Here is a 15,414-nt window from a genome sequence, read left to right on the forward strand (position 1 = left end):
AGATGTGTATAAGAGACAGCCCTGTCACTACAGCCACTTGCCCCGTAAACGTCATGCCCATCGTCTTAACCCTCAGCAGAGTGCATCTGTACCCCCGAAACGTTCGGGCACGGCCATCCGCCTATTTATCCGAGTGATAAAAGACTGCCTACAACCATCACCATCACTGATAAAAACCTATTCGTAAGCGCGTATTCACTTGCCCTGTAGCGTGAGAAGGTCTATCAACAGCCATCAATCTCTAAAGAGTTATAGCAATGACTGACCAGACAAACCGCCAATTCCTGCTCGCCAAACGTCCAGTCGGTGCAGCAACCCGCGATACCTTTACCTTCCAGCAAGTGCCCGTAGTACAGCCCAAGGACGGCCAGATCCTGGTCAAAAATGAATACTTGTCCCTCGACCCGGCCATGCGTGGCTGGATGAACGAAGGCAAGTCTTATATTCCGCCGGTAGCGCTGGGTGATGTGATGCGCGCCCTGGGAGTGGGCAAGGTGATTGCCAGCGCCCACCCGGGCTTTGCTGTGGGGGATTACGTCAACGGTGCCCTGGGAATGCAGGATTACTTCACCGGTGAGCCACGGGGTTTCTACAAGGTCGACCCGAAACTGGTACCGCTGCCCGTGTATCTGTCCGCACTGGGCATGACGGGCATGACGGCCTACTTCGCCCTGCTGGACGTCGGCGCACCGAAAACAGGAGACACCGTGGTGATTTCCGGCGCAGCGGGTGCTGTTGGCAGCATTGCCGGGCAAATCGCCAAGTTGAAGGGCTGCCGCGTGGTAGGCATTGCCGGCGGCCAAGAGAAATGTAAGCGGCTGGTCGAGGAGTTCGGCTTTGACGGTGTAATCGACTACAAGAACGAAGATATGCTCGCAGGCCTCAAACGCGAATGCCCCAAGGGTGTAGATGTGTTTTTCGACAACGTGGGCGGCGATATTCTCGACGCCGTATTGAGCCGTTTGAATTTCAAGGCGCGGGTCATCATCTGCGGAGCCATCAGCCAGTACAACAACAAGGAAGCCGTTAAAGGTCCGGCCAACTACTTGTCACTGCTGGTCAATCGCGCCCGCATGGAAGGCTTTGTGGTAATGGACTATGCCGATCGCTATGCAGCAGCCGGACAAGAGATGGCGGGCTGGCTGCTCAAGGGCCAGTTGAAAAGCAAAGAGCATATTGTTGAAGGCCTGGAAAGCTTCCCGGAAAGCCTGGCGAAGCTGTTCAGCGGGGAAAATCACGGCAAGCTGGTGTTGAAGGTCTGACACACCACATACAGGTGGCAGCGGACTTGCTCGCAATACAGGCACCGCGGCCTGTCAAGGCAGACCGCGGCGCGGCAATCGCGGGCTTGCCCGCGATTGCCGAATCAAAACGGTGGCAAACAGCCTTAAGCCAGCTCAGCTACCACGGCAGCGAGTGCCTTGGCCGGATCCACTGCCTGGCTGATCGGGCGCCCGATTACCAGATAATCAGAACCTGCATCCAGTGCCTGGCGAGGCGTCAGGATACGACGCTGATCGTCCTGCGCACTGCCCGCAGGACGAATCCCCGGGGTTACCAGTTGCAGACCCGGGTGCGCGGCCTTCAGCGCTTGCGCCTCCAGGGCCGAACACACCAGGCCATCCATACCGGCCTTGTCGGCCAGGGCTGCAAGGCGTAACACTTGCTCCTGAGGCTCAATATCCAGGCCAATACCGGCCAGGTCTTCACGCTCCATGCTGGTCAACACGGTCACGCCAATCAGCAACGGCTGCGGGCCGGTGCGCTTGTCGAGTACTTCGCGGCAAGCGGCCATCATGCGCAAGCCGCCCGAACAGTGAACGTTAACCATCCATACGCCCATTTCAGCTGCGGCCTTGACCGCCATTGCCGTGGTATTGGGGATATCGTGGAACTTCAGGTCCAGAAATACTTCAAAACCCTTGTCGCGCAAAGTACCGACGATTTCCGAAGCGCAACTGGTGAACAGCTCTTTGCCCACCTTGACACGGCACTGCTTGGGGTCCAACTGATCAGCCAGTTTCAATGCGGCGTCACGGGTCGGGAAATCCAGGGCGACGATAATAGGAGTCTGGCAGTCGGACATTAGCGGGTTCTCAGGCTGGTCGAAATCGGCGCGCATTGTAGCGGAACCAGCCGCTTACCGGCACCCGATGATCGCAAATACACGATTTTAGTCTTTACCAAGCTTATACCGCACATGACTGAATAACCGGCCTACACTGAAAGCAATCAACACTTACTCACTTAACAGGATAAACAGCAGCACACAGCGCAACCCCTGCCCTGTGCTGCACTCAACACGGAGAACACTCTATGCCTTGGTATGCCTGGTTAATTCTCGTCGTCGCTATCGGTGTCATTGTAGGCGCCCTGATGACACTACGTGACACAGCCAATAAAGTTGAACTGACCGATGAGCAACGCAAACGTGTTGCCGAACGCAATGCCGAAATGGACGCCAAGGAATCAAAAGACAGGTAGTCAGACAAGCGCTCAGGGCCTGCATGCCAAGGAATGAGCATCGGTGAGGAAAAACCTACAAACAGTTGCATGATTAACCACTGCATCTGTTTGAAGGTCGACGCTATGATGGTCCATTGCATAAAGAGACACCTGTCATGCGCTATTCACAAGATCATAAAGCCCAAACCCATCAGCGCATCGTTAAAGAAGCATCCGGGCTCTTTCGACGACACGGTATTGGCGCCACAGGCCTGCAACCCCTGATGAAATCACTGGGCCTTACTCACGGTGGTTTCTATGCTCATTTTTCATCCAAAAACGACCTGGTAGAAAAAGCCTTGCAGCACGCAGCCAACCAGGTTGACGGTATCTGCGCCGAACTGTTCAGCCAGCCCCACCCCCTGCACGCATTTATCGATGCTTACTTGTCTGAGTGGCATCTGACCTCCCCCCATGAGGGTTGCCCGTTGCCGACCATGTCCGCTGAAATGGCCCAACAGGGCCAGGCAAGTGTCACCACCGACCATGTCATCGATGCCAGGCTCAAACAGATCCAGGCGACCCTGCAAGGGTCAGACACTGAAGACAAAAGCATCGTGATTTTCGCTACCCTGGTAGGCGCACTGGTTCTGGCTCGCGGCGCAGAGAGTGATGCACTGAAACAGAAGATTTTCGAAGTCACGCGCAGTACATTGAAGTCGTCAGCGCCTTATGCCTGAACGCTTGCTGACAGCCACAAAAAAGCCAGTCTATGACTGGCTTTTTTCGTTCTGTTACCTGGCTTAGCTGATTACGATCTTGTCGCGGTTTCTCTCCAGAATAACCTTGCCTATGCCTTTGACCTCAAGCAACTCATCGACTGAAGTAAAATCACCATTGGCCTCGCGATAAGCCACGATCGCCTTGGCTTTAACAGCCCCTACACCAGAGAGTTCACGCTGCAGGGTAGCCTCATCTGCGCTATTGATATTAATCGTCACCACTTTGGCATCCAGCACTACTGGCGCAGCAACCACCGGTTCAACTGCTCCGGCCGCAGGTGCGGCATGGGCCACACTGGAAACACCTACCATCAAGGCAAAGAAAATCGAAGAGAGAAAAGCAGTACGCATAATTGACACTCCATAACATCGTTAATTTAAAAACAGCTTTCCTGAGCTGTATTTCAAACTTAGGCGATGGTTATGGAGTGTCAAAAACCAGAGCGTTGCAGGGTGTGTATATCTTTGATTCGCAGAAAAACCGCTCCACCAAACAAGAAAAAAACCACAAACTTGCAAAGGTTTGGCTATCGCTTTTAGGTGAATTTTACTCAAAAATGATAAATTTTCTAAACCTTCCCTAGCAGATTCCCCCTTAGGTCGATATGATCCAAAACCATGTCCGGTCTAGATGCCGACCCCCCCCCCGAGCAATCATCGACCTTACAGATGGCGAAATCTGTCACAATGCAACTCATAATGGACTGCCATATGAAATTTAAAAAATCGCATGGATTCTAACTAAAAAATGAATACTGAATTCACACTTGAATCACTCATAATCTCCATATCCATTATCTTGCTGTTTCTGCTCTCATCAACCTTGATCAAAAATAAAATAGAGCAAAATGAAATAAAGCACGAATACAAATTCATCAACGGCTTGCGTGGTCTAGCAGCAGTATTCGTCGTTATCAATCATGCCCCTTTCATGCTGACTAACATGGGCCTTAAGAACGACAACTTCTCCTCATGGGCGTGGATATATGCAAATCTTGGCTCCTTCGGCGTACAAATATTTTTTTGCATAACAGGCTTTTTGTTCTTCGATAAAATAATCAAATCCCCAAATATTCAGTGGGAAAAATTCTTTGAAGGCCGAGTAAGACGTGTAGCACCCTTATACTATTTCTCGTCATTTGTAGTTTTTTTAATTGCGACGTTATATTCCAACTTTGATATCTTCAACAAAGAATCACTTATGACAGTGGCCAGTATGTTAACATTCAATTTTTTGGATGGCCCCTCCAAAATCGGCGGCATTGCACTAACGCCTCTCAATTCAGTGACCTGGACACTGGTTCATGAGTGGCGATTTTATGCAGTACTGCCTCTTATCGCACTTACCTACAGATCCAGATATAACAAATTAATACTAAGCACTGCATTATTATTAGCCGCCGTCGATCTAAGCATGAGCACAGTTGTGTGCTGGCCGTACTTTCTGACTGGTATCATTGCAGCAGTTCTTCACCAAAAACTCACTTACATAAAACCGGCAAGCTGGCCTTTATCCATCATTGCACTATGCATCTTTATATACACTTGCGGGACTAAAGCACCTGAAGGATACGGCGCACTGCGATTCGCGCTCACGTCCTGTTTCTTCTTATGTATTACACTGGCAAATCCAAGAGCCCTGCATGCACAATGCCTAAACCGATTGAGTGACATCAGCTACAGCATATACCTGATGCATCTACCAATCCTGTATTTAACATTCAAAGCAGCGTCACACATGGTCGATTTATCCACCATGTCAAAGACAGCTTTCTGGTCAATCAATATGATTGCAGTACCGTTGATCACAATAGTCTCTACACTGACCTTCATTCATATTGAAAAGAGGTTCATGAGCAAAAAAGCCAACACGATTACTGTCGCTGCTGGCACCGCAGCTGCTGCCGAAAGTTAAAGCCTAACTTTATATGCCGCACCTGTGATGCCATCAAAACATTGCCAATGAAGCGTTCACCATTTTAGTGAACTCTGCATTGGCAAGATCTTGATACGCGCCGGCTCCATTGACCTAAAACAGCACCTTTCAAGATGGCTCAACACGACGCTGCTGATGTATCCAATCTACAATCTCACCTTCGGGTGCATAACCACTGACCGTCTCGCGCAGCAGCTGGCGAACACGCAAATAGTCATCCTGATCTACCGCTTCAAGCAGTTGCGTCAATCGCTGCTTCAGCTCATCCCAAGGTAACATGTCTTCGTTGGCAGACATGATCATGGGGTGTCGGGTCGCGACTACGTTATCGCCAATCAGTAACTCTTCGTAAAGCTTTTCGCCAGGACGCAACCCAGTGAACTCGATCTCAATATCGCCATGTAGATTTTTATCCGAACGAACGCTAAAACCAGAGAGATGGATCATTTTCTCGGCGAGCTCGACAATGCGTACCGGCTCACCCATATCAAGGACGAATACATCGCCACCCTGCCCCATTGAGCCGGCCTGAATCACCAACTGAGCGGCCTCGGGAATCGTCATGAAGTAGCGGGTAATCTTGGGGTGAGTCACGGTTAGCGGGCCACCGGTCTTGATCTGCTTGTGAAACAGCGGAATCACCGACCCTGAAGAGCCCAATACATTGCCAAAACGCACCATGGTGAAACGGGTTTTATTTACCCGCGACACATTGGCCGAGTCGCCAAACAGTACAGGCGCGACTTCCCGACTGAGTGCTTGAAGCGTCATCTCAGCCAGACGCTTGGTGCTGCCCATGACATTAGTCGGCCGTACGGCCTTGTCGGTAGAAATAAGAACGAAGTTCGATACTCCCGACTGCAGGGCCGCCTGAGCAGTGTTGAGCGTGCCTATAACGTTGTTTAACACACCTTCGGCAATATTGTGCTCAACCATTGGCACATGTTTATAAGCCGCAGCGTGATAGACCGTATCGACATGCCAGGTCTTCATCACATCCAGCAACTTGTGCGGATTGCGCACAGAACCCAGGATCGGCAGCACCTTCACCGAAAGAGACTCCAGATTGACCCGCTGCTCCAACTCGCCAAATATGCTGTACAGATTGAATTCGCCGTGTTCGTACAGCAGCAGCGTGGTTGGCTTCAAAGCCAAGATCTGCCGGCACAGTTCCGAACCAATCGAACCGCCAGCGCCTGTAACCATGACACATTGCCCCTTGATACAACGCTCCTGCAACTCACCTTGCGCGGGAACCGGGTCGCGACCCAGCAAGTCGGCAATATCCACTTCCTGGATATCATCAACCTTGACCCGGCCAGTGGCCAGATCCATAAACCCGGGCACACTGCGAACGTGGAGAGGAAATCCCTCAAGCAAACCCAAAATCTCGCGGCGCCGGGCCCGAGACGAAGATGGCACTGCCAACAGCAACTCCTGGGCGCCGGTACGTTCGATCATCTGCTGAATACGTTCGGGTTTGTAAACCTGCAAGCCAGAGATGATACGATCTGCAATACTTTCGTCATCGTCGATAAACGCTACAGGCCTCATAGCACGGCCCATGCGCAAGGCGGCAACCAGTTGGTTGCCAGCGGCACCGGCACCGTAGATGGCCACCCGCGGCAAACCGTCATCGCGATTGGTAAACGGCACGTGTTGAACTGCCGCAAACCAGTCGCCCAGAAAGTATTGACGCATGGCAAGGCGCAAACCACCGAGCAGGATTAGGCTTAGCCACCAGTAGTTGAAGATTATCGAGCGCGGCACAGTATTTTCAGGGGTGCTATACCAATACATCACCACTGCCAAGATCAATGAAGAAAGACTGACAGCCTTGATAATGGCGATCAGAGCATCATTGCCGAAATAGCGCATGACGGCACGGTACATGCCGAAACGGATAAACAGCGGGATGGCAATCAAAGGGGCGCAGATAAACAGCCACAGATGTAGCTTGACCGGATTGATCATATCGTCAATCCCTAGGCGCACGACAAATGCAAGCCATAGGGCGAACCAGACGAGAACCACGTCTGTCACCACTTGAATAACTCGTTTATCCCGTCTCGACAGGTTGAGTAAGTACGCTCGAATTTTATCCATATATCCTTTGAACACCTACGCTACTCCAAAAAACCATCAACAAGCTGACACTCTATACACCACTCTATTTATCCCTAAGTTGAGCGTCAGACCAGTGAAGCTTCCTGCACGACATCACTCAATACCTTGCAGGTCAATTCTATTTCTTGCTGTGTCAGTGTGGGATGAACCAGAAACATCATGCTCGTCTCGCCCAACTCTTTCGCATGCGCTAATCGTAACGAAGGACGCCAGCCCGTACCTTCAAATGCCTTTTCTAGATACACCTCAGAACATGAACCGGAAAAAGCAGGTACACCGCGCGCGACCATCTCGTTGAGAATGCGATCACGGGACCAACTAGCCTTAAGGGCTTGCGGACGTACAAATACATAGCACTTGTAGGCCGCGTGCACATCAGCGACCGGCAACACGGGTACACGAAGTGCAGGCAACTGCCGGGCCTGGGCCCAAATACGTGAAGCATTTTTCAGCCGAGCGGCATGCCACTCTTGCATCCGGCGCAACTGGATGCGTCCGATAACAGCCTGAACCTCAAGCATCCGCCAGTTCGTGCCGAAGCTTTCGTGCAGCCAGCGGAAACCTGGTGCATGCTCACGCTCGTAAACCGCTTCCCAGCTCTTGCCATGATCCTTGTAAGCCCACATGTCGGCCCACAGCTGGCGATCATTGGTGGTGACCATGCCGCCTTCGCCGCCCGTGGTCATGATCTTGTCCTGGCAGAACGACCAGGCGGCGATATGACCGATGGAGCCGACAGGACGGCCTTTGTAATGAGCTCCATGAGCTTGGGCGCAATCTTCGATCACCTTCAGGTCATGCTCAGCCGCCAAATCCATGATCGGATCCATGTCACATGGCCATCCAGCCAGATGAACACAAATGAGGGCTTTGGTACGGGGCGTCAACACTGCACTAATGGTTTCAGCAGTGAAGTTCTGCGAGTCAAGGTCGACATCTGCAAATACCGGCACAGCCCCAGCATTAACAATGCTTGAAACCGAAGCCAGGAAGGTACGAGAAGTAACAACAACTTCATCACCCGGACCGATATCAAGTGCCTTCAACGCCACATCCAGTGCTACCGTACCATTGGCTAGGGCCACGGCATATTCCGTGCCTGACCAGGCGGCAAATTCTTTTTCAAAAGAGCGGGTTTCTTGCCCAGTCCAATAGTTGACCTTGTTCGACAAAATTACCGCACGGACAGCGTCGGCTTCTTCTTCCGTGAAGGAGGGCCAAGGAGAAAATGGTGTATTCAGCACGATTCAGTACCCATGATTTGAATGATAGAAATTTGGTCCGTGCACGTCCGACTGTACAAAAACTCATGCAAATGAGTTACCACTATAAACCATTAATGCTGTAAAGCTTTCGCTGGAACACCCACAACAGTCATATTGTCGACAACATCATTGACCACGGCCGCACCTGCCCCAACCTTGACCCGGGATCCAATGCTGACCGACTGCTTAACGGATGCACCTATTCCAATCCAGCTCAATTGACCAACATGGACTGTACCCGCCAACCTTGCGCCTGGGCTGATGTGGACACATTCTTGCAAAATACAATCGTGGTCAATACTGCACCCGGTATTAAGAATGCTTCCATCACCTACGTTTGCGCCTGGATTTACCACTACCCCTGCAAATGCCACGACGCCTTTACCCATAGTGGCGTGTCGACTGATTGTCGCTGCCGGGTGAATAAGTGTGATTAGCATTGCTCCGGCATTATCGAGCTCTTTCATTTTCATGCAGCGAATATCATTATTGCCAATCGCAACTATGACACCGTCGAACTCCTGAAGGCGCTCCAATAATGCATGTGTATCACCCACCACAGGCCAATGGCCCACAAACTGGATAGATGGCCAGTTATCATCAAATACTTCAACAATGTCCCAGTCACAGCATTCAGCGGTATCTGCTACAACTTTGGCATGCCCACCTGCCCCCACAATGGCGAGTTTTTTTTCAGCTGGTGCAGTCCCTGTAAACTTTGATATCGTGACCTCGCCGGCAGCGGAGATACCCTCGCGGACAAGCACTTTCTTAAGAGTAAGCCCGATAATTTTGAGGTCGAGCCAAAATGATTGGTTTTCGACATACCAAATATCGTATTGGAATTTCTGCTCCCAGCTGATTGCATTACGGCCATTAACTTGTGCCCAACCTGTAATCCCGGGTTTTACATCATGTCGGCGCGCCTGTTCAACGCTATACAGTGGCAAATACTCCATTAACAACGGCCTGGGGCCAACCAGACTCATATCGCCCTTCAAGACACTCCAAAGTCCAGGCAACTCATCCAAGCTGCTTGAGCGTAAAAAAGCTCCGAAAGAGGTCATGCGTTCCGAATCAGGCAAAGGATTACCATGTGCATCAACCGCATCTTTCATGGTTCTAAATTTCAGCATTTCAAAAGGCACGCCGTGCAAACCGGGCCTTATCTGCCTGAACAATATTGGACTTCCCAATTTAAGTCGCACAGCTAAACCTAAACAAGCGATGACTGGTGAAAGAACAAGCAGACCAAAAAAAGATGCTGTTATATCGAATAGACGCTTAATCAATGTCAAGCTCCTGCAAGTAAAAATTCTGCATCCGTTCCCAATGAGCAGTACGATCAAAACGCTCAACAATTCTAGCGCGGGCGGAAGTTCCCATTTCAGTCATACGGTCATGGGGTGTTTCAACCGCTTGCATCATTGCACTCGTCAAGGACGTGACATCACGGGGCTGGGCCAACCAACCATTCATACCTGACTCAATAATTTCGTTACAACCACTGATATCTGTTACAACAGCAGGTATGCCCATGGCACATGCCTGCAACACGACATTGGGAAAGCCCTCCCGATAGCTTGACAAGACAAGGGCGTCGGACGCTGCCAGGGCATCACGTATATCTTCCTGAAACCCCAACGTATGAATCCTTGGATGCTGCTTCAACAATGCGAATGTTTCTGCATCTATCGGCGCTTCAGAGTCCAAGCCTCCGACCACAATCAAATGGGTGTGATCAGGAAGTCTCAAAAAAGCCTGCCCCAACTCCTTCAGACCCTTGTCTCTGTTCAAGCGTCCGATAAAGCAAAAAACGAACTCATCGTCCATTATTCCCAGGCTTTCTTTAAGCGCTTTAGAGTTAGTTATAACGAACTGGTTATCAGGTCGAAAAAAATCAAGATCCACACCCGCAATATTCCCATGCCCAATGACAGACATCTGCTTTTTAGTCACGCGATAAGCCAGCAAATCTTTTTTCACACCCAATCCTTCAGGGACGACTGTGGTGGCACAGACACAAATCAATCGATCTACGTTGATAAGAAGTGTTTTCTTGAAACCGGTCTGGGTGGGGAATATAAGTCCGGTAAACGTATGAATCCTGACAGGAACCCGGCACAAAAAAGCCGCAATCATCGTCACCAGGCCCGCCTTGGGTGTATACGATTGAACCACCGAAGGTTTTAATTTACGAAGCAACCTGCACATCGAGAGAATTGAAATAACGTCAGCGAATGGACTGATGCCCCGCTTCATTGCTACAGGATGAACGGGGACGGCTTCCCGAACAGCAATTCTATCTACCGGTCCATCAGCAGAACAAGCCAGATGTACCTTGAACGAATGGTTCAGAAACTTTGGCTGATGAGCCAATATGGTCATCAGTGTTTCCGGAACGGTTGTGACAATTAATAAAGTTGCTTCTTTCATGACTCAACCTTTAAACGGATCAAAACAGACAAAGCTCAAGCTGTATAAAGACGAGTCCAGATGCTGACGATCTCATCAATAGAGTAGTTTTCAACGATCCGCAATCTTGCGGCGCGCGACATGTTATTTTTTTCACTGGCCGTCTTAGCCAGAGCAATGCTCATGGCCTGAGCAAGACCCTTAGGATCCTTGGCTGGAACTAAGTATCCGCAACCACCCACGACTTCTTTAACGCCGCCGCAATCGGTTGCTACCACGACTTTCTCGGACGCCATGGCTTCAGCTACCACCAAACCAAAGCCCTCCCAGGCCGAGGAAAGCACGTATAAATCCGCTGCATTATATATATCATTGACGTCTGATCTGACGCCTAAAAATCTCACCAGCGGGGTAAGTTTCAAGGTAGCTACGAGATCTTTCAGCTCCTGTCTCAGCGGACCATCACCTACAATCCATAGCTTCACCGTTTGTTTGTTATCGGACAGTACTTTAAATGCATGTATTAGATTTTTATAGTCTTTGGCATCAACCAGTCGACCCACCGCTACAAGCAATTCGTCCTGATCAACAAGACCTTCCGAACTCCTGATGGCTGCCCGCGTAACCGGGTCAGGCTTGAAGCGTTGGGTATCAATACCATTCGGAATGGCCAGCATGGTACCTGGCGGACAGGCTTTTTTTTGTTCGAATATATGCACAGCTTCAACCGTTACATTGGTTGTCACATCAGCTAAAGAATGCGTGAGCCGATAAGCGAGCATTCTTGCCTTACCGCCTTCATTGGTATTGTGTGCTGTATTGATCAGTCTTTTGATGGTACAAATCGGCCTGATCATTCGAGAGAAGAGGTTCGCATGCACCATGTGCGCATGAACGACATCAGGATCAAAATCCTTGATAATACTCCTCAACTTAATAAAGCCTTTGAGAAATCCAGGTACTGTTTTCTCTAGATTCAACCCCAAAAGCTCAACACATGGACTTTTGGGTCGCAACAGAGCAGGCCCGGTTAGATAGCAGATTTTCACCTCATGCCCGCTCTCGTGAAAACGATCGGCAAGGTCCAGAACCTGTCTTTCCGCACCACCCACACCAAGACCTGTGATGATATATAAAATTTTCATACTAAATTTTTCGCCTGTTGCTCACACGAAACACGACACACTGAAAATATCGCACTATGCACTTTAACTTCCTGACAGCACCTGCCTCGCGCAACACCTGTTCTTTATAAAATAAACCAAAACCCTGGGGATTTCGTTTCAGATTATTGAAAAAATTAGCTGAATACCCATCCGGTAAATATTCGCACAAATAGATATATTTGCTGTAAAAGTACAGGATCTCACCTTCGTCGGATATTCTGTTCCAGATCAACAATTCAGGGACAAATATCTCGTCTTTAAAACGAGGAAAAGGATGTTTAAGCAATGCACTTTTCTTGAATACATAAGCCAGATCCCCTAGAAAGTGATTGGCTGCTTCAGTAGGTGTCATCTTCGAAGCGACAGTATCGTCGTCTGAGAATACGGCCCCGATAATATTACCGGCCAGATCGGCCCTCCTATAACAAAGCCCGGCAATACCATGGGTGTCCAGGTTCTGCAAGTCTTCGTTAATGACTTCAATAGCATTCGATGTAAGCGCATCGTCACTATCGACCAACAACACCCAATCCCCTGTTCCGGCTGGAACCCCGGCGTTAATCGCTATATGTTTTCCGGCGTTTTCTTGCTGCAAAATCTTGATAGAGAAACTGGAATTCTGCTGAAACTCCTCCAGCAATGAAAGCGTTTCGTCTTGGCTTCCATCATCAACTACGACCCACTCGAAGGACTTATTAGTCTGCTTCTCCAGGCTTTCATACAAGCGGCCCAAGGTGTAAGCACGGTTATAAGTTGCTGTCAGTACAGTAATCATAAATACCGCTCATCTATTTTATTTTGTACGCTAACAAAATCAGCGAGATGGAGAATAATACCTCAGCCAAAACCAGGCCATACACGATACCAGCCAAGTCATACCAGAGAGAAAACAGAGCTGCCAAACACAAGGAAAGCAACGAAAAAAACATCAAACACATACTGAGGATTTTATCTTTCCCTAAAGGCATGAATATCGTCAGACCTATGGCCTGATTCATCATGCGAAAGGGTATGATCATGACAAATACTTGCAGGATAGATTTAGCTTCATCAAAGCCAGGACCTAACATCAGATTAATTAAAAAATCGCCCAACGCATAAATTATTGTAGCCCCAGCAACGCCGGCAGCAAACAGGAATGCTACGATAAAACTCGACAGCTTCAAGTTGATACTGGTTGTTTTCAAAAGCCGCCTGCTTAAGTAGGGATACAACCCGATCAACACTGGCCCTACCAGACCAACAGAAGCTTTTATAATTTTTTCAGCAGGCACAAACTTTGCAACCGATGCCTGCCCACACATAACCCCGACAAGCGCGGGCCCTGCACTCAACATAATATTATTGGAGCTTTTGTAGATAAAACCATGAAAGCCCGACTTTATTTGCTCGACCCCACTTTTGAAATCAATATTGAAACCACCCACTATTTTGTACGCAAGATAGAGTCCAACCAAAGTATTAAACAGAGAAAAAGAGGACATGATCATTAAAGCAAAACTGGCATTGGCAGAGACATTCAGCAGCAGGTATAAAACTAACAAACCGGCAAATCTCAACACCAATTCGAAGGTCACAACAAACGTAAGCTTCTCCAGCCCCTGAAATAGCCAAATATTACTGAAGCTAAATGCCAGAAAATAAAGATACCCCCACAGGATTAATTGCAAATCGAGATCAAAATCCAGAATTGACAGCACGCCCATGGACACCGCAATCATGCCGCTCGAGAGTAATAACTTGGCTGAGTTGACACCATTATAAATCGCAGAAAGCAGCGACTTATTCTCTGGCCCGCACACTGCCACCTGCCTCGCCCCACTCAAGGAAAAACCATACTCGACGATGAGGGAGCACAACAAAGCAGTTGTTTGAATGATCAGCACCTGACCATATTGATCGACGCCCAGTGCTTTGGCCAGAATCGGAATTTCTAGAATGGGTATTAAATAGCTAACCAGCTGAGCTACCAACAACAAGCTGACATTTTTAAATTGCAACCTCATTTTCGTCATCACCCCCTGTGACCTGGACATGTTCGCTCATGATGAACTGACGCGACAATACCGATAGGGCGGATGTCATCAAGATCCATATTCCCCACTCAGATAGTTCTGTACTGAAAGGATGGAGCATCAACAATAGGGCAAAACCTAACGAACCGCCTAATGCAGCAATGGCATAAATAAAAATATATTTTGCTTTGTGTTCATGCATTGCGTAGCGACACAATCGTATTGCAAATATCAGCAAGGGTGAGAATATGAGAATCAGAAGGCCGATAAAACCCAAAATACCCAGATCGCCACCGGATGAAATAAAAGCGTTGTGCACAACCATCGGACTACCATCCACTTCAGACGTCGTACTGCCGAAACCGCAACCAAATGGCATGCACGTTTCAAAAGACCTCAGACCATCAGCTAGCATTCGAGCTCTTACAGGATCCCCTGCTGCCAATCTGTCCACGACTAGAGGATTCTGATTGAAATTAAGAATATCGTAGCCGGTGCTGTACAGCATCAACACGGCAGTGAATGAAATGATTGAAATAAAAAACAGGAGTAATGTCAGCTTTGGTCTGACATGCATGCTGAGCAGCAGTATCAAGAGTATCACAAGCAAAAATACAATAAATCCTGTACGACTGGAATCCATAACAAGTATGTACGCGCCGGCGATCATGACCAGTAGGCTAGTTACTTTACTTCTGCCATCAAAGAGCGTACCCACAATTACAAAACCTGCGAAGAATGCACACGTTTTCCACAACACGCCCGGATAGGCAAATAAACTTCCTTGCCGACCATCGCCCAACTCAATATATAAACCTGTCAGGTAATATTTCGCCATGCAAAAAACCAGGAAACCTGTCAATATCGATCGCGAGGCGATCGAATGATAGTCACCTTGTTCCAAAAACTGAGAGTGCGCATAAACACAAACAAAGACAACACCAATACACATCATCTTCAACCCTTGGTAAAAGGTTTGAATTTCAGCATTGGCCAATGCTGACAGTACAAAGGCGCTAAACAACACGAAAAACCCGAGGATATATACAGCCAACTCGGGACTTACCTTGAAAGACAATCGTTCAGGGGCTGAGATTAACCCGACCACTACGATCAAGCCCCATAAAGCCCAATATCCTGCGGGACTGATCAAACTTCTGACATCACCCAATACGACCAATAGGCAAGCACTCAACACGATACCGTAAGACGCTGCATTTTTTTTCACGTTTCCCACTTACACCTGCCTACTTACACGTGATT

The 15,414-nt window shown here is 48.9% G+C and carries 14 protein-coding genes and 1 pseudogene; 4 read left to right on the forward strand and 11 right to left on the reverse strand.

The features are described 5' to 3' along the window. The first annotated feature begins 257 nt into the window (after positions 1-257). The gene (locus QN377_RS01145) at positions 258-1,262 is read left to right on the forward strand and encodes an NADP-dependent oxidoreductase (RefSeq protein WP_095002778.1); all 1,005 of its coding nucleotides are present in this window, start codon (positions 258-260) and stop codon (positions 1,260-1,262) included. A 125-nt stretch (positions 1,263-1,387) separates the two neighbouring features. Here QN377_RS01145 and pyrF read toward each other — a convergent pair whose 3' ends face one another. Further along, on the reverse strand, positions 1,388-2,086 hold the full coding sequence (gene pyrF / locus QN377_RS01150) for an orotidine-5'-phosphate decarboxylase (RefSeq protein ID WP_165446498.1): 699 nt from the start codon (positions 2,084-2,086) through the stop codon (positions 1,388-1,390). Between the two features lie 230 nt (positions 2,087-2,316). Here pyrF and QN377_RS01155 point away from each other — a divergent pair, with 230 nt between their 5' ends. Both QN377_RS01155 and QN377_RS01160 read left to right on the forward strand, forming a co-directional pair. Further along, entirely contained in the window at positions 2,317-2,484 is a 168-nt protein-coding gene (locus QN377_RS01155; protein ID WP_095002780.1) for a DUF2897 family protein, read from the forward strand. A 137-nt stretch (positions 2,485-2,621) separates the two neighbouring features. After that, entirely contained in the window at positions 2,622-3,185 is a 564-nt protein-coding gene (locus QN377_RS01160) for a TetR/AcrR family transcriptional regulator (protein WP_095002781.1), read from the forward strand. Between the two features lie 63 nt (positions 3,186-3,248). Here the strand turns inward: QN377_RS01160 and QN377_RS01165 are convergent, their stop codons facing one another. Further along, positions 3,249-3,578 carry a ComEA family DNA-binding protein gene (locus tag QN377_RS01165; protein WP_095019013.1) on the reverse strand — a complete coding sequence of 110 codons (330 nt, stop codon included), beginning with the start codon at positions 3,576-3,578 and terminating at the stop codon, positions 3,249-3,251. A gap of 397 nt (positions 3,579-3,975) precedes the next feature. Here QN377_RS01165 and QN377_RS01170 point away from each other — a divergent pair, with 397 nt between their 5' ends. Beyond that, positions 3,976-5,142 carry an acyltransferase family protein gene (locus QN377_RS01170; protein WP_095019014.1) on the forward strand — a complete coding sequence of 389 codons (1,167 nt, stop codon included), beginning with the start codon at positions 3,976-3,978 and terminating at the stop codon, positions 5,140-5,142. Between the two features lie 129 nt (positions 5,143-5,271). Here QN377_RS01170 and QN377_RS01175 read toward each other — a convergent pair whose 3' ends face one another. From QN377_RS01175 to QN377_RS01215, 9 genes and pseudogenes are all read right to left on the reverse strand, one after another. Further along, on the reverse strand, positions 5,272-7,269 hold the full coding sequence (locus QN377_RS01175) for a nucleoside-diphosphate sugar epimerase/dehydratase (RefSeq protein WP_322214125.1): 1,998 nt from the start codon (positions 7,267-7,269) through the stop codon (positions 5,272-5,274). Between the two features lie 86 nt (positions 7,270-7,355). Continuing rightward, positions 7,356-8,534: a DegT/DnrJ/EryC1/StrS family aminotransferase gene (locus QN377_RS01180; protein WP_095019016.1), complete on the reverse strand. Its 1,179-nt coding sequence runs from the start codon at positions 8,532-8,534 to the stop codon at positions 7,356-7,358. 92 nt (positions 8,535-8,626) lie between these two features. Beyond that, positions 8,627-9,232, reverse strand: coding sequence for an acetyltransferase (locus QN377_RS01185; RefSeq protein ID WP_315263309.1), 606 nt, complete (start codon positions 9,230-9,232; stop codon positions 8,627-8,629). A gap of 27 nt (positions 9,233-9,259) precedes the next feature. Next, positions 9,260-9,847 (reverse strand): annotated as a pseudogene (locus QN377_RS01190) (sugar transferase); the annotation flags it as partial. Continuing rightward, positions 9,840-10,991, reverse strand: a complete 1,152-nt coding sequence (locus QN377_RS01195) for a glycosyltransferase family 4 protein (protein WP_095019018.1) — start codon at positions 10,989-10,991, stop codon at positions 9,840-9,842. The pseudogene QN377_RS01190 and the gene QN377_RS01195, both read right to left, overlap by 8 nt. A 35-nt stretch (positions 10,992-11,026) precedes the next feature. Beyond that, entirely contained in the window at positions 11,027-12,115 is a 1,089-nt protein-coding gene (locus QN377_RS01200; RefSeq protein ID WP_095019019.1) for a glycosyltransferase, read from the reverse strand. A 1-nt stretch (position 12,116) separates the two neighbouring features. Then, a complete protein-coding gene (locus QN377_RS01205) occupies positions 12,117-12,911 on the reverse strand; it encodes a glycosyltransferase family A protein (protein ID WP_095019020.1) in 795 nt (264 codons plus the stop codon). Between the two features lie 13 nt (positions 12,912-12,924). Continuing rightward, on the reverse strand, positions 12,925-14,172 hold the full coding sequence (locus tag QN377_RS01210) for an oligosaccharide flippase family protein (RefSeq protein ID WP_095019021.1): 1,248 nt from the start codon (positions 14,170-14,172) through the stop codon (positions 12,925-12,927). Further along, positions 14,126-15,379 carry a hypothetical protein gene (locus QN377_RS01215; protein ID WP_133144944.1) on the reverse strand — a complete coding sequence of 418 codons (1,254 nt, stop codon included), beginning with the start codon at positions 15,377-15,379 and terminating at the stop codon, positions 14,126-14,128. Before QN377_RS01215 ends, QN377_RS01210 begins: the two co-directional genes overlap by 47 nt. Positions 15,380-15,414 lie beyond the last annotated feature (35 nt).

The sequence above is a fragment of the Pseudomonas sp. CCC4.1 genome (assembly GCF_035019225.1).
Classification (GTDB): Bacteria; Pseudomonadota; Gammaproteobacteria; order Pseudomonadales; family Pseudomonadaceae; genus Aquipseudomonas; species Aquipseudomonas bubulae.